Source organism: Streptomyces echinatus (assembly GCF_014203595.1).
Classification (GTDB): Bacteria; Actinomycetota; Actinomycetes; order Streptomycetales; family Streptomycetaceae; genus Streptomyces; species Streptomyces echinatus.
In genome coordinates this window covers 175,647-200,246 of the sequence record NZ_JACHJK010000005.1, presented here as the reverse complement: position 1 = coordinate 200,246, position 24,600 = coordinate 175,647, and the positions used below count along the sequence as shown (strand labels likewise).

Annotated in this window: 19 protein-coding genes and 1 pseudogene; 10 read left to right on the top strand and 10 right to left on the bottom strand. The window is 72.3% G+C overall.

Going from position 1 to position 24,600, the window contains the following annotated elements; all coding sequences use genetic code 11:
* Positions 1-84: 84 nt before the first annotated feature.
* Positions 85-876 carry a metallophosphoesterase family protein gene (locus FHS34_RS16165; protein ID WP_184965725.1) on the bottom strand — a complete coding sequence of 264 codons (792 nt, stop codon included), beginning with the start codon at positions 874-876 and terminating at the stop codon, positions 85-87.
* Entirely contained in the window at positions 873-3,773 is a 2,901-nt protein-coding gene (locus FHS34_RS16160; RefSeq protein WP_184965723.1) for an FAD-binding and (Fe-S)-binding domain-containing protein, read from the bottom strand. Before FHS34_RS16160 ends, FHS34_RS16165 begins: the two co-directional genes overlap by 4 nt.
* 156 nt (positions 3,774-3,929) lie before the next feature.
* Between FHS34_RS16160 and serC the strand changes: the two genes are divergently transcribed.
* Positions 3,930-5,048 (top strand): phosphoserine transaminase, encoded by a 1,119-nt coding sequence (gene serC, locus FHS34_RS16155; RefSeq protein ID WP_184965720.1) that lies wholly within the window; start codon positions 3,930-3,932, stop codon positions 5,046-5,048.
* Between the two features lie 140 nt (positions 5,049-5,188).
* On the opposite strand, the gene FHS34_RS16150 is transcribed toward serC, so the two are convergent.
* Complete coding sequence (locus tag FHS34_RS16150; RefSeq protein ID WP_184965718.1) at positions 5,189-6,157, bottom strand: WD40 repeat domain-containing protein; 969 nt, start codon at positions 6,155-6,157, stop codon at positions 5,189-5,191.
* 100 nt (positions 6,158-6,257) lie between these two features.
* On the opposite strand from FHS34_RS16150, the gene FHS34_RS16145 reads away from it, so the two are divergent.
* The 4 genes from FHS34_RS16145 to FHS34_RS16130 all read left to right on the top strand — a co-directional run bounded on the left by FHS34_RS16145 (position 6,258) and on the right by FHS34_RS16130 (position 9,394).
* Positions 6,258-6,941, top strand: coding sequence for a GDSL-type esterase/lipase family protein (locus FHS34_RS16145; protein WP_184965716.1), 684 nt, complete (start codon positions 6,258-6,260; stop codon positions 6,939-6,941).
* An 88-nt stretch (positions 6,942-7,029) separates the two neighbouring features.
* Positions 7,030-7,641 (top strand): Uma2 family endonuclease, encoded by a 612-nt coding sequence (locus FHS34_RS16140; RefSeq protein ID WP_184965714.1) that lies wholly within the window; start codon positions 7,030-7,032, stop codon positions 7,639-7,641.
* Between the two features lie 168 nt (positions 7,642-7,809).
* Positions 7,810-8,295: a carboxymuconolactone decarboxylase family protein gene (locus FHS34_RS16135; protein ID WP_184965713.1), complete on the top strand. Its 486-nt coding sequence runs from the start codon at positions 7,810-7,812 to the stop codon at positions 8,293-8,295.
* 103 nt (positions 8,296-8,398) lie between these two features.
* Complete coding sequence (locus FHS34_RS16130) at positions 8,399-9,394, top strand: aldo/keto reductase (protein WP_184965711.1); 996 nt, start codon at positions 8,399-8,401, stop codon at positions 9,392-9,394.
* A gap of 196 nt (positions 9,395-9,590) precedes the next feature.
* Here the strand turns inward: FHS34_RS16130 and thpR are convergent, their stop codons facing one another.
* Positions 9,591-10,163 (bottom strand): RNA 2',3'-cyclic phosphodiesterase, encoded by a 573-nt coding sequence (thpR, locus tag FHS34_RS16125; protein WP_184965709.1) that lies wholly within the window; start codon positions 10,161-10,163, stop codon positions 9,591-9,593.
* 40 nt (positions 10,164-10,203) lie between these two features.
* Between thpR and FHS34_RS16120 the strand changes: the two genes are divergently transcribed.
* Positions 10,204-10,728, top strand: coding sequence for a GNAT family N-acetyltransferase (locus tag FHS34_RS16120; protein ID WP_184965707.1), 525 nt, complete (start codon positions 10,204-10,206; stop codon positions 10,726-10,728).
* A 19-nt stretch (positions 10,729-10,747) separates the two neighbouring features.
* On the opposite strand, the gene FHS34_RS16115 is transcribed toward FHS34_RS16120, so the two are convergent.
* Both FHS34_RS16115 and FHS34_RS16110 read right to left on the bottom strand, forming a co-directional pair.
* Complete coding sequence (locus FHS34_RS16115; protein WP_184965705.1) at positions 10,748-12,019, bottom strand: MFS transporter; 1,272 nt, start codon at positions 12,017-12,019, stop codon at positions 10,748-10,750.
* 99 nt (positions 12,020-12,118) lie between these two features.
* Positions 12,119-12,556 carry a MarR family winged helix-turn-helix transcriptional regulator gene (locus FHS34_RS16110; RefSeq protein WP_184965703.1) on the bottom strand — a complete coding sequence of 146 codons (438 nt, stop codon included), beginning with the start codon at positions 12,554-12,556 and terminating at the stop codon, positions 12,119-12,121.
* Between the two features lie 155 nt (positions 12,557-12,711).
* On the opposite strand from FHS34_RS16110, the gene FHS34_RS16105 reads away from it, so the two are divergent.
* Positions 12,712-12,894 (top strand): ribbon-helix-helix protein, CopG family, encoded by a 183-nt coding sequence (locus FHS34_RS16105; RefSeq protein WP_073941803.1) that lies wholly within the window; start codon positions 12,712-12,714, stop codon positions 12,892-12,894.
* Here the strand turns inward: FHS34_RS16105 and FHS34_RS16100 are convergent.
* Positions 12,887-14,338, bottom strand: coding sequence for an NCS2 family permease (locus FHS34_RS16100; protein ID WP_184965701.1), 1,452 nt, complete (start codon positions 14,336-14,338; stop codon positions 12,887-12,889). The two genes, FHS34_RS16105 and FHS34_RS16100, sit on opposite strands and share 8 nt — an antisense overlap.
* Before the next feature lie 173 nt (positions 14,339-14,511).
* Here FHS34_RS16100 and FHS34_RS16095 point away from each other — a divergent pair, with 173 nt between their 5' ends.
* Both FHS34_RS16095 and FHS34_RS16090 read left to right on the top strand, forming a co-directional pair.
* Positions 14,512-14,778, top strand: a complete 267-nt coding sequence (locus FHS34_RS16095; protein WP_184965699.1) for a DUF2530 domain-containing protein — start codon at positions 14,512-14,514, stop codon at positions 14,776-14,778.
* 70 nt (positions 14,779-14,848) lie between these two features.
* Positions 14,849-17,239, top strand: a pseudogene (locus FHS34_RS16090) (HAD-IC family P-type ATPase); the annotation flags it as partial.
* A gap of 10 nt (positions 17,240-17,249) precedes the next feature.
* Here the strand turns inward: FHS34_RS16090 and FHS34_RS16085 are convergent.
* The 3 genes from FHS34_RS16085 to FHS34_RS16075 all read right to left on the bottom strand — a co-directional run bounded on the left by FHS34_RS16085 (position 17,250) and on the right by FHS34_RS16075 (position 22,698).
* The gene (locus tag FHS34_RS16085) at positions 17,250-18,098 is read right to left on the bottom strand and encodes a hypothetical protein (protein WP_184965697.1); all 849 of its coding nucleotides are present in this window, start codon (positions 18,096-18,098) and stop codon (positions 17,250-17,252) included.
* A 422-nt stretch (positions 18,099-18,520) separates the two neighbouring features.
* A complete protein-coding gene (locus FHS34_RS16080; RefSeq protein WP_184965695.1) occupies positions 18,521-21,649 on the bottom strand; it encodes a sacsin N-terminal ATP-binding-like domain-containing protein in 3,129 nt (1,042 codons plus the stop codon).
* Between the two features lie 86 nt (positions 21,650-21,735).
* Positions 21,736-22,698: a YihY/virulence factor BrkB family protein gene (locus tag FHS34_RS16075; protein ID WP_184965693.1), complete on the bottom strand. Its 963-nt coding sequence runs from the start codon at positions 22,696-22,698 to the stop codon at positions 21,736-21,738.
* A gap of 173 nt (positions 22,699-22,871) precedes the next feature.
* On the opposite strand from FHS34_RS16075, the gene FHS34_RS16070 reads away from it, so the two are divergent.
* The gene (locus tag FHS34_RS16070) at positions 22,872-24,497 is read left to right on the top strand and encodes an alkaline phosphatase D family protein (RefSeq protein WP_184965691.1); all 1,626 of its coding nucleotides are present in this window, start codon (positions 22,872-22,874) and stop codon (positions 24,495-24,497) included.
* Positions 24,498-24,600: the final 103 nt, after the last annotated feature.

The window sequence follows — 24,600 nt, the reverse complement described above, 5'->3', positions numbered from 1 at the left end:
TTCGTTCATCGCGATGTACTTCCAAGTCCAGGGTAGTGGACTTCGTCAGGTGCGTGAACCCCTCAAGCGACTGTCCCGGATGCATCAGCTTCCCCTGCCCGGCCTCCCCGTCCCGGAACAACGGAGGTCCTTCGGCCCCCACGCCTCCAGTACCTCCGTGTCCGTCGCGCGCGCGTTGAGGAAGTAGTCGGCCCATTGCGCGATGTCCGGGTAGGCGCAGTCGCGGATCAGCCGGGCCGTCGCCGCCGGGATGTCGTACGGCGTCACGCGCAGGTCGGTGCCGGGGCCGAGGAGGCACCAGTGGGCTCCCGGGCGGCCGTAGGGCATGCCCACGCTTCCGGGGTTGACCACCAGACGGCCGTGGGCCAGGCGGACGTACGGCATGTGGGTGTGGCCGCAGACGACGGTGCCGATGTCGGAGGGCAGGCCGGCGAAGACCTCCGCCCAGCGGGCCGGGCGGGAGTCGACCAGGACCAGTTCCTCGTCGTCGCGCGGTGTGGCGTGGCAGAACAGCACCTTGCCGAGGCCGCGCACGCGCAGGGTGAGGGTGCGGGGCAGGGCGGCCAGGAAGCCGACCTGCTCCGGGCGGAGTGCCCGGGCGGCGTACGGGCCGATGGGGTCGGGGATCCGGGCGCGCTCACCGCGCCGGTGCTCCACCAGCTCCCGGTCCGCGTTCCCGCCGACCCACAGCACCCGGTCGCCCTGCTCCCGCAGCAGGTCCAGCACCTCGGCCGGCTGCGGGCCCGCCGTGATGTCGCCGGTGAGGACGATCCGGTCGGCGGCGGCCACCTCGGGCTCCGCCAGGACCGCCTCCAGGGCGGGCAGCACACCGTGGATGTCCGACAGGACGGCCAGGCGTGTGTGTTCCTCCGTCACTCCCCCGCACCGCCTTCCTCCAGCGCCTGCGCCAGTACCTCCGCCAGGTGCCGGCCCCGGATCCCGGCGAGCTGTTCCAGCTGGGTGCGGCAGGAGAAGCCGTCCGCCAGGATCACCGTGTCCTCGGGCGCCTGCCGTACCGACGGCAGCAGCTGGTCCTCCGCGCAGGCCCGGGAGACCTCGAAGTGGCCCTTCTCGAAGCCGAAGTTGCCCGCGAGACCGCAGCAGCCTCCGCTGAGCTCGCCGGTCAGGCCGGCGGCGGTGCGCAGCCTTCGGTCGGGGGCGTCGCCGAGCACCGCGTGCTGGTGGCAGTGGGTCTGGCCGGCGACCGGGCGGCCGACGGCGGGCGGGGTCCAGTGCGGGGCGTGCCGCTCCAGGGCTTCGGCGAACGTGCGTACCGCGGCGGACAGCCGGGCGGCTCGCGGGTCGTCCGGCAGGAGCTCGGGCAGGTCGGTGCGGAGGGCGGCGGCACAGCTCGGTTCCAGGACGACGACGGGGACACCGGCCCGCAGCACCGGTTCCATCAGGTCCAGCGTGCGGCGCAGCACCGTGCGGGCGCGGTCGAGCTGGCCGGTGGAGAGGTAGGTCAGGCCGCAGCAGACCCGGGCCCGGCGGGCCGTGAGCAGCGCGGTCGCCGCCCGGGTCCGGCCGTCCGCGACCGCCCCGCGGCCCGGCGGCAGCGTGGGCGGGAGTGCCACCCGCAGCCCGGCCGCCTCCAGCACCCGGACGGCGGCCCGGCCGACGGACGGGGAGAGATGTTCGGTGAAGGTGTCCGGCCAGAGCACGACCAGCTCACCGGAGTCCTCCCCGACGGGCTTCCGCCCGCGCCACCAGCCGGTGAACGTCCGCGTCGCCAGGCGGGGGAGCCGCCGCTCGGGTGCGATACCGCCCAGGTGTTTGGCGAGCCGCGCCGACGGTCCGCCCCGTGCGAGCGCGTTGAGCAGCGGGGCCGTCCGGGTGGCGGCGGCCAGGTGGAGCCACTCCGGCAGCCGGCCCATGCTGTGGTGGGCGGCGGGGCGTCGGCGGCCCGCGTAGTGGTGGTGCAGGAACTCGGCCTTGTAGGTGGCCATGTCCACGCCGACCGGGCAGTCAGAGCGGCAGCCCTTGCAGGACAGGCAGAGGTCGAGGGCGTCCCGGACCTCCGTGGAACGCCAGCCGTCGGTGACCACCTCGCCCGCCAGCATCTCGTGCAGCAGCCGGGCCCGGCCGCGGGTGGAGTGCTCCTCCTCGCCGGTGGCGCGGAAGGAGGGGCACATGACGGCGGGTCCGGCCGCCGTGGCCGTACGGCACTTGGCGACGCCGACGCAGCGGCGGACGGCCGCGCGGAAGTCGCCGCCGTCGGCCGGGTACCCGAAGGCCACGTCGACCGGGCGGCGGGGCAGCACCGAGAAGCGGAGGTTGTCGTCCAGCCGCGCCGGCCGGACCAGCATGCCGGGGTTGAGCAGGTCGTCCGGGTCCCAGAGCGCCTTGGCCCGCTCGAACAGCGCCACCGTCTCCGCGCCGTACATCCGGGGCAGCAGTTCCGCGCGGGCCTGGCCGTCGCCGTGCTCCCCGGACAGCGAACCGCCGTGGGCCACCACCAGGTCGGCCAGTTCCTCGGAGAAGCGGCGGAAGCGGCCGACGCCGGCCTCGGTGAGCAGGTCGAAGTCGATGCGGACGTGGATGCAGCCGTCGCCGAAGTGCCCGTACGGCGTGCCGCGCAGTCCGTGGGCCGTCAGCAGGGAGCGGAAGTCGCGGAGGTAACCGCCGAGCCGGGCGGGCGGCACCGCGCAGTCCTCCCAGCCGGGCCAGGCCTCCGTGCCGTCCGGCATCCGGGTGGCCGTGCCGCTCGCGTCCTCGCGGATGCGCCACAGCACGCGCTGGGCCGCCGCGTCGGTCACGACCAGCGCGTCCACGACGTCCGCCGCGCGCACGATCTCCTCCGCACGCGCGCGTGCCTCGGCCGGTGTCCCGCCGCCGGTCTCCACGAACAGCCAGGCGCCCCCGGCGGGCAGCCCGGCCCCGGCCGGCACCAGGTCGGCCGCCATGCCCTCCACCGTGAGCGGCCGGAACGGCAGCAGGCCCGCAGCCGCCTCGGCGGCGGCGCTCTCGTCGGCGTACGACAGCACGGCCAGGGCACGCGCGCGGGGGTCCTCGACCAGCCGGACCACGGCCTCGGTGAGGATGCCGAGGGTGCCCTCGGAGCCGCAGAAGGAGCGGGCGACGTCCGCGCCCTTCTCGGGCAGCAGCGCGTCCAGCGCGTAGCCGGAGATGCGGCGGGGCAGGTCCGGGAAGCCGGTGCGCAGGCGGGCCAGTTCGGTCTCGGCCAGCTGCCGCAACCCGTCGGGGGCGCCGGCCCAGCCGGGGCCCGGCCGCAGCCGCTGCCCACGCGCGGTGACGACGGACAGCTCCCGCACGCTGTCCGCGGTCGTGCCCCAGGCGACCGAATGGGAGCCGCACGAGTTGTTGCCGATCATCCCGCCGAGCGTGCACCTGCCGTGCGTGGAGGGATCGGGGCCGAACCGCAGTCCGTGCGGGGCGGCGGCCTCCTGGAGCCGGTCGAGGACGAGCCCCGGCTGCACGACGGCGCTGCGGCTGCCCGGGTCCAGCTCCAGCAGGCCGGTCATGTGCCGGGTGAAGTCCAGCACCACGCCGGTGCCGGTCGCCTGCCCGGCGATGGAGGTGCCGCCGCCGCGCGCCACCACCGGGACCCCGCGCGCCCGGCACACCTCCAGCACGGCGGCCACGTCGCCGGCGTCCCTGGGGGCCACCACCCCCAGCGGGACCCGCCGGTAATTGGACGCGTCCATGGTGACGAGCGCCCGGGCGGTGGCGTCGAACCCGACCTCGCCCCGGACGGCCTTGCGCAGCGCTCCCGCAAGTTCCGCGACATCCGCAACTTCCGCACGATCCGTCATGCGTCCAGGATGCATCCGATCACGGACAGTCACCGAGGGTTTTCCACAGCCCCGCACCGATCGTCGTACGACATCACAAGTCCGCGTCCCGGTGATCTCGTCTCATCGAACGGACACGTCTCCGCCTCGCTTTCCGTCAGCGGTTAACCTCCTTGCGTGGCCGACATCCAGATTCCCGCTGACATCAAGCCCGCCGACGGACGCTTCGGCGCGGGCCCCTCCAAGGTGCGGACCGAGGCGCTGGACGCCCTCGCCGCCACCGGTACGTCCCTGCTGGGCACCTCCCACCGTCAGGCGCCGGTCAAGAACCTGGTCGGCAAGGTCCGTGAGGGCATCTCCGAGCTGTTCTCGCTGCCCGAGGGCTACGAGGTCGTCCTCGGCAACGGCGGCTCCACCGCCTTCTGGGACATCGCCACGCACGGTCTGATCGAGAACAAGTCGCAGCACCTGAACTTCGGTGAGTTCTCCTCCAAGTTCGCCAAGGCGGCGAAGCTCGCCCCCTGGCTGGCCGAGCCGACCGTCATCGCCGCCGACCCCGGCACCCACCCGGAGCCGCGGGCCGAGGCGGGCGTCGACGTCTACGCCTTCACCCACAACGAGACCTCCACCGGTGTCGCCATGCCGATCAGGCGGGTGGCCGGTGCCGACGAGGGCGCGCTCGTCCTCGTGGACGCCACCTCCGGCGCGGGCGGCCTGCCGGTCGACATCGCCGAGACGGACGTCTACTACTTCGCCCCGCAGAAGTCCTTCGCCTCCGACGGCGGCCTGTGGATCGGCGTCTTCTCCCCGGCCGCGATCGAGCGCGCGGAGCGGATCCACGCCTCCGGCCGCCACGTCCCGGAGTTCTTCAGCCTGCCGACGGCGATCGACAACTCCCGCAAGAACCAGACGTACAACACCCCGGCCCTCGCCACCCTGTTCCTGCTGAACGAGCAGCTGGAGTGGCTCAACGGCCAGGGCGGCCTCGCCTGGTCCACGGCCCGCACCAAGGACTCCTCCAGCCGCCTGTACTCCTGGGCGGAGGAGTCCAAGTACGCGACCCCGTTCGTCGCGGACCCGGCCAAGCGCTCGCAGGTCATCGGCACCATCGACTTCTCCGACGAGATCGACGCCTCCGCCGTCGCCAAGGTGCTGCGCGCGAACGGCATCGTCGACACCGAGCCGTACCGCAAGCTGGGCCGCAACCAGCTGCGTGTCGCGATGTTCCCGGCGATCGACCCGGCGGACGTCGAGGCGCTGACGAAGTGCGTCGACTACGTGATCGAGAAGCTGTGACCGAGAAGCTGTAGCCGCATCCGGCAGCAGTCACCGCGTCGTTCGCGACGGCTGAGGGCGCCCGGCGGACACCGGGCGCCCTTCGCGCGTTCCACCACCCCGCGGCCGCGGATTCCCGCTCCGCCGACGGGGACCGGAGTTCACCTCCGCCGCAGCCACCGCAGCCCGAACAGGGCCGCCACGCCGACGGCGACGACCACGACGCCCGTCCTGAGGCCCGAACTGCCGCCGTCGTCCGCAAAGGCGCCGGAAGTCCCGCTCGCCGACGGTGACTTCCCGCCCGGCCGGCCGGGGGCGTCCTCCGCCCGCACCGCGCTGTCCGCGCCCTCGCTGCCGTACATCAGCTTGGTGCCGTCGGCGGAGTACGACACGGACTCGCCCTGCCCCTGCAGGGGCACCTCCAGAGAGCCCTCGCGCTTGATCCGGCCGCCGTTCCAGTCGTAGCGGATGCCGCCGAAGTAGCCGCGCACGGCGAGCTGACCGCCGTCCGGGGAGAAGGCGGCGTCGGTGGCCCAGAGGTCGACGGCGGCGACGGGCTTGAAGACGTTGGCACCGGACGTGGAGAGGGTGGCCGGGCCCTCGTACAGGTGCCCGCCGTCCTCGTGCTTGTCGATGATGTAGACGCGCCCGGTCTTCGGGTGCACGAGCAGCGACTCGGCGTCGCGCGGCCCGTTCTCGTACTTCACGACGTACTGGGTGGCCGTGACGGTCTGGTCCGTCAGCCGCTCGGGCTCGGGCAGCCGGTAGATCCACACGTACGGCCATCTGCCGCCGAAGTTGTCGCCGATGTCACCGACGTAGATCTCGTTGTGCGGCCCGATGGAGATGGCCTCGACGTCGCGCGGAGAGCCGATGCCGCGCAGGGTGATCCGGGCGACCGTCCGGCCGGTGGCGCTGTCCACGGCGTACAGGTACGGCCCGTCGTCGCTGTCGTTGTGCGTCCAGTAGACGCCCGGATGCAGCCGGGAGGCGGCGAGCCCGCTGGACTCGGTGATCCGCGGGTCCTTGATGGTGAATCCTTGGTCACCGGCCGGGCCGGCGGCGGAGGCGGGCAGCACGCTGGCGCCGGTGAGCAGCACCCCGGCGAGAACGGCGAACGATCGACGCATGCCCCCAAGACTGCCATTCCCGGCGGGCGTTCAGGGGACGTGGCCCGCCTCACAGGCCCCACCGACCCCACCGGTCACGGCGATCGTCCATCATGAGCGCATGCTCAGGTTCATGCCCGTGGGCGACTCCATGACGATCGGGAGCGCGGGCGAACACACATGGCGTCACCGTCTGTGGCGGCACCTGTGCGTGGCGTACGGCGGCCCGGTCACCTTCGTCGGCCCGCGCGAGACGCTGTACGACAAGCAGGCCGACGCCCCGACGTCCCTCGCCTACGCCGACCCCGGCTTCCCCCGTGCCCACCTGGCGGGCTGGGGCGAGGGCTGGCAGCACATGGCCCCGCTGATCGGCGACGCGGTGCGGGACCACCGCCCCGACATCCTCCTGGTCTCCCTGGGCCTGATCGACCTGGGCTTCTACACGAACGCCGAGCAGACGGCTCAGAACGTACGCGCCTTCGTCGCCGGGGCCCGCGAGGCCGACCCGCGCATCCGCATGGTGCTGCTGCCGGTCATCCCGAACATCCGGGCCGCGGCGGACCCGCCCTTCGCCGAGCAGGTGGACCGGTTCAACGTCCTGCTCGCCAAGACGGTCGCCGACCTCGACGAGCCCCGCTCGCCGCTGTTGCTGGCCTCGCCGCCCGAGGCGTACGACATCCACACCGACACCTACGACGGCACCCACCCCAACGCGCGCGGGGAGCACCTGATCGCGGAGGCGTTCGCGGGGGCGATGTGGGAGGCGTGGGGGCTCGGACAGGCGTACGCGACCGGAACGGACTGACCTGATTCCGGCGTCACCCGGTCACGGTGCGTATCGTTGAACCGCGCGGCTGCACTCGTCCGTGGGGCAGCCGGGGAGGAGCGCCACGATGACCGTCCTCGAAGACAGGATCGCCATGGCCGACGCCGACGACGAGACCGAGCGCCTGGACGAATGGTTCGAGCGCCTGGAGCGGATGCCCGTCCCCGAAGGATTCAGGGCCGAGATTGTCGAGGGCAGCCTGTTCATGACGCCGCAGCGGGACATTCACTGGGAGATCATTCGCCGCATCGTGCGGGCACTGGAGGACAAGTTCGGGATGGACCTCAAGGTGTTCTCCGACGTCCGCATCGACTTCCCGGGGCGCGAGAACGGTTTCTGTCCGGACATCGCCCTGCTGAAGGACTCCGCGGAGAAGGACGACACCGGCCACTGGCGGTACCAGGACGTCGAGTTCGTCGCCGAGGTCATCTCCAAAGGCACGGCCCAGAACGACTACGGCCCGAAGAAGACCGCCTACGCGGTCGCCGAGGTCCCCCTCTACGTCATCGCCGATCCCTACCAGGGCCGTTGCTCCGTCTACACGCACCCCAAAGACGGCGACTACGCCATGAGGACGTCGGTGGACTTCGGCACCGACATCGACCTGACCGGCACCGTGGTCGACCTGGTCCTCAGGACCGGCGACTTCCCCCGCGACCAGTCCAACGCCCCTGCATAGAGCGCCTCCCCCGACCCGCTCGGCATCAGCCACCCTGCCGGGCCGGTGAGGTGGCGCAGGTCACATCGTCGGGGCTGTCACAGGGGCGGGCCGGGTGGCGTCTCGTGGTCGTCATGACGCCGCGCCGGCACCGCGCGCGGCGCCTCCTCCACACCCGAGGACCACGCCATGGAACCCCGTCTCAACCTGATGAGCACCGAACTCGGCGCCAGGCTCGGCAAGCGCTTCGGCGGCCTCAGCACGGCGATCATGCAGTCGGCGCTGCCCAGGAGCACGCAGGAGCTGATGATGCTGCGCGCCAGCCAGATCAACGGCTGCGGCTTCTGCACCGACCTGCACACCAAGGAGGCCACGGCGGCCGGTGAGACCGCGGTCCGCCTCCACCTGGTGGCCGCCTGGCGCCACTCCACCGTGTTCACCGAGCCCGAGCGGGCCGCGCTGGCGCTCGCCGAGGAGGGCACCCGGCTCGCCGACGCCCACGAAGGCGTGTCCGACGAGACCTGGGAGCAGGTGCGCAAGCACTACGACGACGACCAGACCACGGCGCTGGTCTATCTGGTCGCCATGATCAACGCGGCCAACCGGCTCGGCGTGATCGCGCGCAACCAGGGAGGCTCCTACGAGCCCGGCATGTTCGGCGAACTCCCGAACTGACCGGCGAGCACCGCGCGCCCGTCCGGCCCCGCCCGGTCCGGACGGGCGCGCGGTCCCGCATGCCCTTGCCTAGAGCGCACTCCAGGCCGTTGGCTGGTGGACCATGGAGTACACGCAGCTCGGACGCACGGGACTCAAGGTCGGCCGACTCGTCCTCGGGACGATGAACTTCGGTCCGCAGACCGACGAAGCCGACAGCCACGCGATCATGGACGCGGCGCTGGACGCGGGCATCAACTTCTTCGACACCGCCAACGTGTACGGCTGGGGCGAGAACAAGGGGCGCACCGAGTCCATCATCGGCAACTGGTTCGCCCAGGGCGGCGGACGCCGTGACAGGACCGTCGTCGCCACCAAGGTGTACGGCAACATGGCCGCAGACGGCGAGGCCGCCTGGCCCAACCACGACAAGCTCTCCGCGCTGAACATCCGGCGCGCGGTGGACGCCAGCCTGAAGCGGCTGCAGACGGACCACATCGACGTCTACCAGTTCCACCACATCGACCGCAGCACCCCCTTCGACGAGATCTGGCAGGCGATCGACGTCCTCGTCCAGCAGGGCAAGATCCTCTACGCCGGCTCGTCCAACTTCCCCGGCTACAAGATCGCCCAGGCCAACGAGGCCGCCGCCCGCCGCGGCGGCACCATCGGCCTGGTCAGCGAGCAGTGCCTGTACAACCTCGCCGAGCGCCGCGCCGAGATGGAGGTCATCCCGGCCGCGCGGGAGTACGGCCTCGGTGTCATCCCATGGTCGCCGCTGCACGGCGGTCTGCTGGGCGGGATCATCAAGAAGGAGGTCCAGGGCGGCCGCCGCGCCTCCGGCCGGGCCGCGGACACCCTGAACGACCCGGCGGCCCGCGCACGCATCCAGGCCTACGAGGACCTGCTCGACAAGCACGGTCTGGAGCCCGGCGAGGTGGCCCTGGCCTGGCTGCTCACCCGCCCCGGCGTGACCGGACCGATCGTCGGCCCGCGCACCGCGGGACAGCTGGAGTCGGCGCTGAGGGCCGTGGAGCTGGAGCTGGGCGAGGAGCTGCTGAGCGCCCTGGACGAGATCTTCCCGGGCCCCGGCCCGTCGCCGGAGGCCTTCGCCTGGTGAGCGGCCCGAAGGGGCGCGGGTGACCGCGCGACCGGCCGGGACAAGGCCCGCGGCCGTCACCCGGCCGCGGGCCCCGCCCCTCGGGCGCACTCCACGCCGCTACCTGACGGCCGAGGCCAAGGCGACCACCACGAACATCAACACAAGCGCACCGGCCATGATCCGGTTCCGGGTTTTCGGGTCCACGTATTCGAGACTAACCGGCCCCGGCCAGTGCCCAGCGGTCGACCACCTCGTACCGCGGCTGCTCCCCCCGCACCCCGGACCTCGGCAGTTCGCTCCGCATCAGCGCCACGTCGGTGACGCTCCAGCTCCGGCCGGTGAACTCGCGCAGCAGGTCCACGTAGGGCCGTACGTCCACCGCGTCCCGGCTGCGGGCCAGTGTCAGATGGGCCTTGTAGCGCCGGTGTTCCCCCATCGGCACCCCGGCCTTCCGTGCCGCCGCCTCCGCGCGGTCGGCCAGCAGCCGCAGCTCCTCCACGTCTCCCCGGGCGCCCGCCCACAGCGCGCGGCCCTGCCCGAAGTGGCCGCCGCCCGCGACGGCGAGTGTGAAGGGCGCCGCGCGGCGGGCGGCGCGGGCCAGGCGGTCCGACAGACCGGGGACGACGTCGTCGGCGACCTCGCCGTAGAAGGCGAGGGTGAAGTGCCAGCCGGGGCGCCCGGTCCAGCGCAGCCGGCCGGCGCCCGGCAGCTGCCGCAACCGGGCCACTTCCGCGGCGATTTCGTCGGCGACGTCCTCCGGGGGCAGTACGGCGGCGAAGAGTCTCATGGACCTCACGATCCCAGACCCCGGCGGGCATCATGGGGCGATGACGATCACCATCCGAGAAGGCGGCCCGGAGGATCTCCCGGCGATACTCGGCATGCTCGACAGCAGCGTGGAGTGGCTGGTCTCACAGGGACGCACCGTCCAGTGGGGCACCGAGCCGCTGTCGAAGCGCGAGAAGGCGGTGGAGGCGGTCGCGGGTGCCATGGCCGGGGGCACCACGTACATCGCCGAGGCCGACGGCGTCCCGGCCGCCACCCTCACCCTCACCGACGGGCCCGGCTCCTACCTGTCCCACCTCCCGGCGCCCGGCGAGCCCGAGCGGTACATCCACTGGCTCGCCTCCGACCGCCGCTTCAAGGGGCGGGGCGCGGGCAGCGCGCTGCTCGCGCACGCCGCCGAGGTGACCCGGCAGGCGGGTGTGGGCCTGCTGCGGGTGGACTGCTACGCGGGCGGCGACCGGGCGCTGGTCGCCTACTACGAGGCCAACGGCTTCACGCCGACGCACACCTACACCCACGGTCCGGACGACTGGCCGGGGCAGGTGCTGGCCCGGAGGGTCCGCTAGCCGGAACCCTCCGGGACGCTCACGCGGCCGTGGCCAGCCGCTCCCGGTCGCGCGGGACGAAGCGGACCCGCGGGTGGCCGTGGTGCCAGGCCACCGACAGCCGCAGTCCGCCGATCCGGGCCAGGACCAGGCCGATCGCACCGGCCGCGACCGCCGAGACCACGCCACCGGCCGCGAAGCCGACCCGGGCGCCGTAGGTGTCGGTGATCCAGCCGACCACCGGCGCGCCCAGCGGCGTACCGCCCATGAACACCATCATGAACAGGGCCATCACCCGGCCGCGCATGGCCGGGTCGGTGCCCATCTGCACGGCCGTGTTGGCGGTGACGTTCACCGTCAGGCCGAAGACCCCGATCGGCACCATGAGCAGTGCGAACAGCCAGTACGACGGCGCCACCGCGGCCACCGTCTCCAGCGCGCCGAAGGCGAGCGCGGCGGCGATCAGCACCCGCAGCCGGGCCGTGCCGCGCCGGGCGGCCAGCAGGGCACCGACCAGGGAGCCGACGGCCATCAGGGTGTTGAAGAGGCTGTAGGCGCCGGCTCCGGCGTCGAAGACGTCGTCGGCGTAGGCGGACAGCCACACCGGGAAGTTGAAGCCGAAGGTGCCGATGAAGCCGACCAGGACGATGGGCCACATCAGCTCGGGCCGCTTCGCCACGTAGCGCAGCCCTTCCCGCAACTGGCCCTTGCCGCGCGGCGCGCGCTCGACCACGTGCAGTTCGCGGGCGCGCATCAAGAGCAGGCCGGCGATCGGCGCGGCGAAGGACAGGCCGTTGGCGAGGAACGCCCAGCCGGTGCCCACGCCGGTGATCATCAGGCCGGCCACGGCAGGGCCGACCAGCCGGGCGGACTGGAAGTTCGCCGAGTTCAGGCTGACCGCGTTCTGCAGCTGGTCGGGGCCGACCATCTCGGAGACGAAGGACTGGCGGGCCGGGTTGTCGACGACCGTGGCGAGGCCGACGGCGAAGGCCGCGACGTAGACGTGCCAGACCTGGACGTGGCCGGTGAGGGTCAGCGCGGCGAGCGCGAGTCCGGTGACGGCCATCGAGGCCTGGGTGACCAGCAGGGCGGGCCGCTTGGGCAGGCGGTCCACGAGGACGCCGCCGTACAGACCGAACAGCAGCATCGGCAGGAACTGCAGGGCCGTCGTGATGCCGACGGCCGCGGAGGAGCCGGTGAGACTCAGGACCAGCCAGTCCTGGGCGATGCGCTGCATCCAGGTGCCGGTGTTGGAGACGACCTGGCCGGCGAAGAAGAGGCGGTAGTTCCGGATCTTCAGCGAGCTGAACATCGAGGACTTGCGGGAAACGGGGGTGGTAGTGGCCGGTGCGGGGGCGGAAGGTGTTCCGGATCCCGTACTCAAAAGGGTTCGCCTCCTCGGGTGGTGCGCTTACAGGTGTGCGAGCTTCTCCAGCACGGGGGCGGCGGCGCGCAGGGCGGCCCACTCGTCCTCGTCGAGGCCCTCGACCAGGCCGGCCAGGAAGGCGTTGCGCTTGCGGCGGCTCTCCTCGAGCATCGCCTCGGCCTGCTCGGTCTGGGTGACGACCTTCTGGCGCCGGTCCTCGGGGTGCGGCTCCAGCCGGACCAGCCCCTTGGCTTCGAGCAGCGCGACGATGCGGGTCATCGACGGCGGCTGGACGTGCTCCTTGCGGGCCAGTTCGCCCGGGGTGGCGGAGCCGCAGCGGAAGAGGGTGCCGAGCACCGACATCTCGGTGGGGCTCAGCGACTCGTCGACCCGCTGGTGCTTGAGCCGACGGGACAGCCGCATCACGGCGGAGCGGAGAGCGTTCACGGCGGCAGCGTCGTCGCCATGGGTAAGGTCCGGCATGTTCTTTAGAGTAACTCATTACTCTGACTAAGGACCACCGGGGCGCGCCCAGGATGCCCGTGACCCCCGCCACTGAACCACCCGATCACCCGTATGGGTGAGCCGACTCCGGAAAGCGACGCATCGGACGGCCGGCTGTGGCGACCCTCGTACGCATGGGGACCAGTGTGCTCAGCCTGCGGATAGACGGGGAGCTGCTCGAAAGGCTCCGGCACCACGCGGCGAAAAGAGGAATGAGCGTCCAGGACTATGTCGTCCGGACGCTCATTCGGGATGACTTCGACGAACGGTTCCAGGCCGCCGTCGAGGAGACGGAGAAGTTCTACGGGGTCACGTGAGGCCCAGGGCCGGCATCAGGTAGTAGAAGGCGAAGACGGCCGAGACGATGTACATCGGCACCGGGATCTCCCGGCCCCGTCCGGCGGCCAGGCGCAGCACGGTGAAGGTGATGAAGCCCATGCCGATACCGTTCGTGATCGAGTAGGTGAACGGCATCATCAGCATCGTCACGAACGCGGGGATCGCGATGGTGTAGTCCGCCCAGTCGATCTCCTTGATGGAGTTCGACAGGATCAGGAAGCCGACCGCGATCAGCGCCGGGGTGGCCGCCTGGGACGGGACCATCGTGGCGACCGGGGTGAGGAAGAGCGCCACGGCGAAGAGGCCACCGGTGACGACGTTCGCGAGCCCGGTGCGCGCGCCCTCACCGACGCCCGCCGTGGACTCCACGAAGGCGGTGGTGGCCGAGGAGGAGGTGCCACCGCCCGCGGCGACCGCGAGGCCGTCGACGAAGAGGACCTTGTTGATGCCCGGCATGTAGCCCTCGGCGTCGGTCAGCTTGGCCTCGTCGCTGACGCCCATGATCGTGCCCATCGCGTCGAAGAAGCACGACAGCAGGACCGTGAAGACGAACAGGATGCCGGTCAGCACGCCGACCTTGGAGAAGCCCCCGAACAGGCTGACCTGGCCGACCAGGCCGAAGTCGGGGGTGGAGACGGGGTTGCCCGGCCACTTCGGGACGGTCAGGCCCCAGGACGGGATCGTGGCGACCGCGTTGATGATCACCGCGAGCACGGTCATGCCGACGATGGAGATGAGGATCGCGCCCGGCACCTTGCGGACGATCAGCGCGAAGGTGAGCAGCGCGCCCAGGATGAAGACGAGCACCGGCCAGCCGGTGAGATGGCCGCCCGTGCCCAGCTGGAGGGGGACGGTGGTCTGGGCGACGTCCGGCATACGGGTGACGAAGCCGGAGTCGACCAGGCCGATCAGCATGATGAACAGGCCGATACCGATCGAGATCGCCTTGCGCAGGCCGAACGGCACCGCGTTCATCACGCGCTCGCGCAGACCCGTGGCCACGAGCAGCATGACCACGAAACCGGCCAGCACGACCATGCCCATGGCGTCCGGCCAGGACATCCGGGGTGCCAGCTGCAGGGCGACGACCGAGTTCACGCCGAGGCCGGCGGCGAGCGCGATGGGGACGTTGCCGATGACGCCCATGAGCAGCGTGGCGAACGCGGCCGTCAGCGCGGTGGCCGTCACCAGCTGGCCGTTGTCCAGGTGGTGCCCGTACATGTCCTTCGCGCTGCTGAGGATGATCGGGTTCAGCACGATGATGTACGCCATCGCGAAGAAGGTGGCGAGACCGCCGCGGATCTCACGGGCGACGGAGCTGCCGCGCTCGGAGATCTTGAAGTAGCGGTCGAGGGCGCCGAAGCCGGGAACGCCGCCCGGCTTTTCGGGGGTGGGGACCTTGGCGGGTGCCGAGGTGGACATGCGAGACCTCATCACCAGCGGGGTTCCCCCGAGCCCCGTTGGAGTTTCATACGAGCGGAAGTGGTCATAGACAAACGGTTTCAGTATGAACGTATGAGTGCGAGATCGCTATCTCCGCGCGTAGACACGATCGCCGCGCCGACGGGGCACCCACGGCCCATAAGCTGTCCCCCATGGCCAAGTGGACCCCCAAGCACGAGGCGCCCGAGCCCCTGGAGGGCCCCGTGGTCGCCACCATCACCGGGGGCACGATCGTGTGGTTCGTGCTCTTCCTCGTCCAGCTGCCCTTCTACGGCTGGTTCGACGATCACGGGCACCTGTGGTGGCTGTGGACCTGCCTGGCCGGGGGCGGGCTGGGCCTGATCGGCATCTGGTACGTGCGCAAGCGGGACGCGGCCATCAAACGCGACGCCGCGCTGCGCTCGGCCCCGGCGGAGTAGCCCGCCCGCCGGCCCTCCCGGTCGGCCGGAAAGCGGGCAAGGGGGGACATCCCCACGTACCGTCGAATGCATGAGCCATATAGACGCGGGTGCCGAACTCGATCCCGTGCACCCGGTGGCCCTTCCCGTGAGCCCGTCGACGGGACTGACCGGCGCCGAAGTGGCGGACCGCGTCGGACGTGGGCAGGTCAATGACGTGCCGGTGCGCAGCAGCCGGTCGCTGGGGGAGATCGTCCGGGCGAACGTCTTCACCCGGTTCAACGCGATCATCGGCGTGCTCTGGCTGATCATGCTGTTCGTCGCGCCGATCCAGGACAGCCTCTTCGGCTTCGTGATCCTCGCCAACACCGGTATCGGCATCGTCCAGGAGTGGCGGGCGAAGCAGACCCTGGACTCGCTCGCGGTGATCGGGGAGGCCCGGCCGACCGTGAGACGGGACGGCGTGGCGACCGAGGTGGCCACCAGCGAGATCGTCCTGGACGACCTCATCGAGATCGGTCCGGGCGACAGAATCGTGGTCGACGGGGTGTGCGCCGAGGCGGACGGGCTGGAGATCGACGAGTCGCTGCTCACCGGTGAGGCCGACCCCGTCGTCAAACACCCCGGCGACCAGGTGATGTCCGGCAGCTTCGTGGTCGCGGGCGGCGGCGCCTTCCAGGCCACCAAGGTCGGCCGCGAGGCCTACGCCGCCCAGCTCGCCGAGGAGGCCTCCCGCTTCACGCTCGTCCACTCCGAACTGCGCAGCGGCATCTCCACGATCCTGAAGTACGTCACGTGGATGATGGTCCCGGCCGCCGTCGGGCTCGTCATCACCCAGCTCGTCGTCAAGAGCGACGACTTCAAGGACGCCGTGGCCCGCACGGTCGGCGGGATCGTGCCGATGGTGCCCGAGGGGCTGGTGCTGCTCACCTCCGTGGCCTTCGCCATCGGGGTCATCCGGCTGGGCCGCCGGCAGTGCCTGGTGCAGGAGCTGCCGGCCATCGAGGGCCTGGCCCGCGTCGACACCGTCTGCCTGGACAAGACCGGCACCCTCACCGAGGGCGGCATGGACGTCACCGAGCTGCGGCCGCTCGACGGGGTGGACGAGACGTACATCCGCAAGGTCCTCGGCGCGCTCGGCGAGTCCGACCCCCGCCCGAACGCCTCCCTCCAGGCGATCATCGACGCCTATCCGGACAGCGTGGACTGGCGCTGTGTCGAGTCGCTGCCCTTCTCCTCGGCCCGCAAGTACAGCGGGGCCGCGTTCAGCGAGGGCGACGGCGAGACCAGCACCTGGCTGCTGGGCGCCCCGGACGTCCTGCTCGGCGCCGACGACCCGGCCCTGGCCGAGACCGAGCGGCTCAACGAGCAGGGGCTGCGGGTGCTGCTGCTGGCCCGCGCGCGCCGCGATCTGGACGACACCGAGCCGGCCCGGGGCGCCCGCCCCACCGCGCTGGTCGTGCTGGAACAGCGGCTGCGGCCCGACGCGTCCGACACCCTGCGCTACTTCGCCGAGCAGGACGTCCGCGCCAAGGTCATCTCCGGGGACAACGCGGTGTCGGTCGGCGCGGTCGCCGGGAAGCTGGGCCTGGAGGGTACGGCGGTGGACGCGCGGCGGCTGCCCGCCGACCCGCCGGCGATGGCCGAGGCGCTGGACGCGGCCACCGTCTTCGGGCGGGTCACCCCGCAGCAGAAGCGGGACATGGTCGGCGCGCTCCAGTCGAACGGGCACACGGTCGCGATGACCGGCGACGGTGTGAACGACGTGCTGGCCCTGAAGGACGCGGACATCGGGGTCGCCATGGGCTCCGGTTCGGAGGCCACGCGGGCGGTGGCCCAGATCGTGCTGCTGGACAACAGCTTCGCGAGCCTGCCCTCGGTGGTCGGCGAGGGCCGCCGGGTGATCGGCAACATCACCCGGGTGGCGACGCTGTTCCTGGTGAAGACGGTCTACTCGGTGCTGCTGGCGCTGCTGGTGGTGTGCTGGCAGGTGGAGTACCCCTTCCTGCCCCGGCACCTGACCCTGCTGTCCACGCTCACCATCGGCGTTCCCGCCTTCTTCCTGGCCCTCGCCCCCAACAAGGAGCGGGCGAAACCCCACTTCGTGCGCCGGGTGATGCGGTACGCGGTCCCCGGCGGCGTGGTGGCCGGAGCGGCGACCTTCGTGACGTATCTGCTCGCCCGGCACCACTACTCCGGGGCGGGCGCCCTGAACGCGGAGACCAGCGCCGCCACCCTGACCCTGTTCCTGATCTCCATGTGGGTGCTGGCGATCATCGCCCGTCCCTACACCTGGTGGCGGGTGACCCTGGTGGCCGCGATGGGCGTGGCCTTCCTGCTGGTCCTCGCCGTGCCCGCGCTTCAGGACTTCTTCGCCCTGAGACTGGTCGGCATGCCGATGCCATGGACGGCGGTCGGCGTGGCGGTGGTGGCGGCGGCCGCCCTGGAGTACCTGTGGAGGTGGGTCGGCCGCCGCTTCCCGGACCAGGCGTCTACCGCACGTCGACGTAGTCCATCGTGGCGAGGGCGGACGAGGCGTACGTGCTGCCGGCGTAGCTGAAGCGCCAGTAGCCGTCGTAGGTGGCGGTGGTGGTGGCCTTCAGGTTGCCGTACGCGTCGGACTTGGCGGTCTTCACGTTGGTGACCGTGCTGGTGCCCGCCTTCTTGAACTGCAGCGTGACCGTCTGGCTGGTGAAGGCGTGGTACTTGTGGTCCTGCCAGTCGACCCGGGTCAGCTTGCCGGTCGTGGTGAGGGTGGCGCCCTTCGTCACCGGCTCGGGGCCCGCGTTGGCGGTGACGGCGACGTTGCGCAGCAGCCTGGTGGTGCCCAGGCCGCCCTGGTCCTTGAACCCGACCTTGCTGTAGTCGACGTTGTCGGGGTCCTGGCCGTTGAGGGCGCCGGCCTCCGCGGCGACGTTCCAGGTGCCGACGTCGGTGTTCAGCAGGTCGCCCTCGGACGGGTAGAGGTCGATGGTGCCCTTGCAGGTGGCGGTGCCGGAGGGGGCGGCGTTCTTCGTGCAGGTGGCGAAGTCGGACTTGTCGTAGCCCAGTTCCCTGGACGTGTCGGAGTCCAGCGTGCCGCGATAGAGGTAGGCCTGGCTCCAGAAGTCGGGCTGCTCGATGTCCACGTCGGAGCCGTACGTCAGCGTGTACGAGTAGGCGATCTTGAAGGCGCCGGTGGGGGCGCCGATCCTGGACGACGAGGCGATCTTGAGACCCGAGAAGCTGACGTTCAGGGGGTACGGCGTCCCGTCGGTGCCGGTGGCCTGAGCGGCCGGGGCGGCGAAGGCGGCAAGGGCCAGGGCGCCGGTGACGGCGGCCACGGTGGCACGAATGCGCATGTGTGTGTCCCTGATGGGAGAAGTGATCGTGGAGTCGGTTGACTCAGGCGATCTGATCGCCGAGGGGCACGGAGGGTTGTACCGCAAGAGCGGTTCCCGCCAATTGTTGATCTGAGGATTACCTGTTCGTTGCATAAGTGAGAGGAAACGTTCCGCCCCCGCACGGATACGCGCGTTTTTCCCCACGTCAGTTCCTGAAGAGCCGGACGGCTCCGCTGATGCGACGTGGGGTCAAAGCGAAAGTTTGTACGAGTAGTGAAGAGATAGTGGAGGAGTTGTCGGGCTCGGGCGGCCCGGGACCCGCCACCGGCTTCGGCGGCTCGCGTTCCTGTCCGAACGGGACGCGGCATAGCGCGACGGCCGTGTCACCGGTACGCCTCCGGTGGCACGGCCGTCGGTCTCCGGGCCGGGGACCGCCGCGGTCAGTCGAACCAGCGGTCCCGGGCCAGTTCCTCCGTTCGCGACGGGTCCTCCAGGAGCGCGGCCACCTCGAAGCGTCGTGGCCACTGGCCCGCCGCCCAGGCGAGACCCGCCGCCACCCCCTCCAGGGTGGCCGCGTGCAGTACGCCGTCGTCGGTCAGGCGCCAGTCGATCTCCACGCCGTCCACGACCAGTTCGTCGTGCTCGACGTACGTCTCCGGCGTCCGCGGCCCGAGCAGCACCCGCACCGGGTCCGGCACGTCGTGCTCGGCGCCCTCGGAGTGCACCTCGCCGGTGACGGACTCGCTCAGCCGCCGCACCTGGAACAGCTCGGCCAACTCGGCGGCGCGCGCGGGCCGGACCGGCAGCAGCGGCACACCGGAGGTGAACGGCAGCAGGTCCGGCGAGTCGACCACGACGGCCGACCCGGCGTCCACGACCTCCACCCGTCCGTCCACGACGGCCCGCAGCTCCTCCGGCAGGGTCACCTGTTCCGGATCCAGCTCCGCCAAGGCACCGTACAGACCGTGCAGTTGGGCGGAGGTCACCCGCCGCTCCGGGTCGGCGAGCCGGTCCAGCAGCTCGGCGGCACCGCCGGGCTCGTCCAGCAGCGCGCCGACGGAGGTGCGCACGCCGAGCGCCCGCAGCACCTGCTCGTCCTCGAACCCGGTGGCGTCGGCCTCGTCGTACAGACCGCGCAGCAGCGGATCCCCGCCGGCCGCGAGCAGACCGGCCGGGCGCCGCCCGTCGAGCACCGGGTGCCCGCGCAGCCACCACGCCGTGTACGGCCGAACGACCTCGTGCGTGCCGTCGGGCAGCAAAATCCGCACGGGCTGGGTCAGGGCGTCCCGCAGCGGCGGCCGGGCCAGCAGGGACAGCGCCTCGGGCCAGTGGTCGTCGTCCACCAGATCCAGATCGCGGACGGCGACCAGTTCGGTGGCGACGGGCGGCACCGGGCTGTCCGGGAACCGGTCGAGGATGTCCTCGCACCACACGTCCACGGCGTCCAGCAGCCCCGCGTCGTCCGGCTCGGCGAAATCGCCCTCGCGGGGCTCCAGCTCGTCCGGGTCCAGCACGACGTCGGTGGCGCGGACCAGCGCGAAGCCGGCGAGCACGCCGCACGCGGCGAGCGGCCGCTCCCCCCATCGCTCGGCCACGTCGGCGTCCACGGCGGCCAGTTCGCCCGCACGGATGACCCGGGCGAAGGGGCTGCCGGGAAACACCAGCTCACCGGCGGGCGCCGGCTCACCGTCCTCGTCGGGCAGCGCGAGCGCGCCCAGCCAGGGCTCGTCCCCGGGCTCCAGACCCGCGTCCCGGACGAGGGCGAGCACGGTGTCGGCCAGCTCCTCGGCGTCCGGCGCCTCCTCCTCCCAGCTCAGACCGCCGTCGTCGTCCAGGGAGCCCGCCACGGCGGCCCGCACCTGGGGGGTGGTCAGCACCGCGCGCGGGGTGGCGGGCAGCGCGCCCAGCTTCTCCAGCAGCGGATGCGCGGCGTCACCGTGGGCGACCTTCAGCCCCAGCCGCCCCAGCACATCCGGATCGAGCCGGGCCGCGTCCGGGGTGGGCAGCAGCACCTGCCGGGGCCCGATGGTGGTCCGCCCGTCGGCCAGCGGCACCGGGAGCCCGGACAGCCGGTCGGGGTCGACCCCGGCGAGGCTGTCGTACAGCCGCCACCACCACTCCGGCTCCTTCTCCAGCCCGGCGAGCCGGTCGACGGCGTCGGCGAGCGGCAGCCGGGCGACCCCGAGGGTCCGCAGCTCCACGCGCCGCTCCAGCCCCGCCGGGAGCAGGGTCGGCAGCACCTCGGCCAGCACCCGCACGGTGTCGGCCCCGGCCCCCTCCACGACCTCGGCGTCCCGGGGCCGCAGCGCCTCCGGCAGTTCGTCGTCGGCCTTCGGCTCGACGGCCGGCGGCAGGAACGCGGTGCGCGGCAGCCGGTCCAGCACGGCCTGGCGCAGCGACCCGTCCAGTTCGCCCTTGCCGAGCGGCCCGGGGACCAGGTCGACGATGCCCGTCCCCACCGGCCGCCAGCCGGCGAGCAGTTCGGCGTAGGCGTCGGCCGCGCGCTGCACCAGGAAGTCGGTGAGGGGGCCCGGGGCGGCGTGCCGCCGGGTGGTGTCCAGCGGGAAGGAGGCGATGAGCAGCGCGGGCACGCCGAGGGGCTCGTCGCTCGGCGTCGGCGCGTGCACGACCGGGCTCGTCCGGGGCCGGACCGGGGCCCCGTAGGCGTCCACGGGCACGGCCCAGGTCACCGACCACTGGGGCCGCAGCCTCTCCTCCACCGGCCGGTCGGCGAGCAGGTCGGGGGTGAGCGGCCCGTGCGCGGAGACGGACCGCCAGTTGGTGACGCCGTCCCGGGAGTCCTCGACGACCGTGAAGGGGCCGTCGGTGCGGCGGGTGAGGGTGCGCGGCGCCTCGCCTTCGATCTCCACGACGACCTCGGCCAGCCCCGGCAGGGCGAGCAGCAGGGCGTCGTCGACGCCGCCGAGCAGCCGCTCGGCGAGATCGGCCGCGGCGGCGTCGCGCAGGGGCAGGATGACGGCGGTGTCGTACGGCTCGGGGGCGGTGCCCTCGGCGGCGAACGGCAGCCGGAGCAGCGGCACATGACCGTCCCTGCGCCGCACCTCGTCGCCCAGTCCGGGGCTGTGCCGAGCGGTGCCGGCGGCCAGCTCCCGGGCCTCGGCGAGGGACCAGCGCACCCCGCCGTGCCGGCCCACGATCGCCGGTTCGTCGGTCACCGCAAGGACGGCGGCGAACCCGACGCCGAACCGCCCGACGGCCCCGTGCGTGGCCGTGGCGTCCCGCTTGGCGGAGGCCCGCAGCGTGGACAGCGACTCGACACCGGCCGCGTCCAGCGGGGCACCGGTGTTCGCGGCCACGAGCACGTTGTCGCGGAGGGTGAGCCGCAGCCGCCCGGCGGCCCCGGCCCGCGCGGCGGCGTCGGCCGCGTTCTGGGCCAGCTCGACGACGAGCCGGTCCCGGTAGCCGCCCAGGACGAGGTCCTCCTCGGCGTTGGCGTCCTCCCGGAACCGGGCGGGGCTGGTCGCCCAGGCGTCGAGGACACCGCGGCGCAGACGGGCCGTCCCGAAAGGATCGGCACCCTCGGCCGCCGGCCGCACGAACTTGCTCACGTTCACTCTCCTCCTCCGCGTGAGGACGAAGGTACAGCGCGGGCGGGCCGGAGGCCGAAGGGGACGTGGTCGTACCGCGGCCGGGGTCAGGCGCCCGGGCCGGGGTCCGGCCGCACGGCCTGTCCCAGGCCCGCGCGGGCCGCCTCCAGCTGCGCGGCGAACGCGATGCCCAGGAACAGGGCGACACCCGTCAGGTTGGCCCACAGCAGCAGGGCCACGAAGGCCGTGAGCGGCCCGTACACGGCCCCGAACGCACCGCTGCGGGAGACGTAGAGCGCCAGCAGCCAGGTGGCGGACACCCACAGCACCAGGTGGACGGCGGAGCCGAACGCCAGCCAGGTGTACCCGGGCTGTCTGCGGCGCGGCGACCAGCGGAAGACGACGGCGGAGGCCACCCAGGCGAGGGCCGTGCCCACGGGGATGTCCAGCACCCCCCACCACGCCGGGGGCCCGGGCCGGTCCAGGGCCTCGGTGGTCGCGGCGCCGACGGCCTCGCCCGCGACGAGGACCAGGAAACCCAGCACCATCGGGACGCCGGCGGCGAAGGCGAGAAGCACGGCCCGGCCGTACTTCCGGGGGAAGGGCCGGTCCCGTTCGATGCCGTAGATGCGGTTGGCGCCCCGTTCGACCTGGCCCAGGGCCGACGCCAGGTTGAGGACGGAGAAGACCAGCCCCAGGCAGAGCGCGACCGTGCTCCAGGTGCCGGACCCGGCGGTGCGGCGGGTGCCGCGCAGGGCGTCCTCGATCACGTCCGACCCGTCACCCGGCACGATCCGGCCGAGCGTCAGCTCGATGACGCGCCCCACGCTCTCCGTGTGCGCGGCCGTGGCGAGACCGACGAGCGCGATGGTGAACGGCACCATGCCCAGCACGATCTGGAAGGCGAGGGCACGGGCGTTGGTGAAGCCGTCGGCGTAGCGGAACCGGGAGAAGGCGTCGAACAGCAGCCGCACACCCCCGTAGCGGCGCAGCGCGGCGAAGGCCTCGTCCCCGGAGAGCTCGTCCCCGATCATGTCCCGCGTCTGCGGAACGCGCACCACCGTCCCCATAGCCCGCCTCTCCCCTCGTCCCCCGGCCGCCCGATCTCCTTCCACCTGCCCGCACCCGGACGCGGTACCCGCCGCACCATCGGCCGCCACCCCCGCCCCCCTGTACCGTCTCCACGGCCGTTCCTTTCCGTACGCCACGAGATCCGTACGCCACGAGACAGGAAGACGCTCACATGGCCGAACTGCGTCTGGGACCGCTGCTGAGGTACACCGACGGCTCGTGCGCGACCGTGTGGGTCGAGACGAGCCGGCCCTGCACGGCGGAGGTGCGCTGCTCGGACGGCGCGAGCGGCACGGCCCCCACCTTCCAGGTGGCCGGGCACCACTACGCGCTGATCACGGTGACCGGCCTGCAGCCCGGCACCGCACCGTCGTACGAGGTCCACCTGGACGACACCCCGGTCTGGCCCCTGCCCGACTCCCGCTTCCCGCCCTCCGTCATCCGGTCCTCCGCCGCCGGCGACGCCGTCCGGGTCACCTTCGGATCGTGCCGCTGGGCCGCGCCCCCGGCCGACGGCAAGGACCCGGTCGGCCCCGACGCCCTCGACACCCTCGCCCGCCGCCTGGCGTCCGACCCCGACGCGACACCACCCGACGTCCTGCTCCTGCTGGGCGACCAGGTCTACGCGGACGAGACCTCCGAGGAGACCCGCCGCTGGCTGGCCGGCCGCCGCGACCTCGACGTGCCGCCCGGCGGCCAGGTCACCGACTACGAGGAGTACTGCCACCTCTACTACGAATCCTGGCTCGACCCCGAGATCCGCTGGCTGCTGTCCACCGTGCCCAGCTTCATGATCTTCGACGACCACGACATCGTGGACGACTGGAACACCTCAGCCGCCTGGCTCGCCGACATGCGCGCCACCGACTGGTGGCAGCAGCGGCTGCTGGCCGGCCTGATGTCCTACTGGGTCCACCAGCACGTCGGTAACCTCTCCCCCGCCGAACTGGCGCACGACCCCACCTGGGCAGCCGTACACGCCACCCCGGACGGCACGAACGCATTGCGCGCCCTCGCCGAACGGGCCGACACCGATCTCGCCTCGGTCCGCTTCAGCTACCGCCGCGACTTCGGCCGCGTCCGGCTGGTGATGGTGGACTCCAGAGCCGCACGCGTCCTCGAAGAGGACCACCGCGCCATGCTCGACCCGGGCGAGGCCGCCTGGCTGCGCGACCAGGTCCCGGCCGACGGCTCCTACGACCACCTCCTGATAGGCACCTCCCTCCCCTGGCTGCTGCCCCACCTGGTGCACCACACCGAAGCCTGGGACGCGGCCCTGTGCGCCGGGGAACGCGGCGCCCGCTGGGCCCGCCTCGGCGAGCGCCTGCGCCGCGGGGCCGACCTGGAGCACTGGGCGGCCTTCCCGCGCTCCTTCGCCGCCCTCGCCGCGCTCATCGCCGAGACCGGCTCCGCACCCAACGGCCCGGCCGGCGTGTGGGTGCTCTCCGGAGACGTCCACCACGGCTACCTGGCCGAGGCGTCCTGGCCCTCCGGCGGCCCCTCCGTCCCCGTCATGCAGCTCACCTGCTCACCCGTGCACAACTCCGTCCCCCTCACCCTGCGGCTCGGCTTCCGCATCGGCTGGAGCGCCCCGGCCCGCCTCCTGGGCCGCCTCCTCGCCCGCCATGGCCGCTGCGCCCGCCCACCGGTGAAATGGCGCAAACGGGGCGGCCCCTGGTTCGGCAACCAGCTCATGACCCTGACCCTGCGGGCCCGTTCCGCCCACCTACGCCTGGAACGCACCACAGCGAACGACACCCTGCACACCGTCCACGAAGCCCACTTGACCCCCGAATAGCCGTCGCCGACGCACAGGAGCGAGCGATAGGCAGATTCGTTCCAAACAGCCCCACTCATTCCCCAGCAACCAGGCCAGCAGCGCCACCAGCGGACGGAACGAA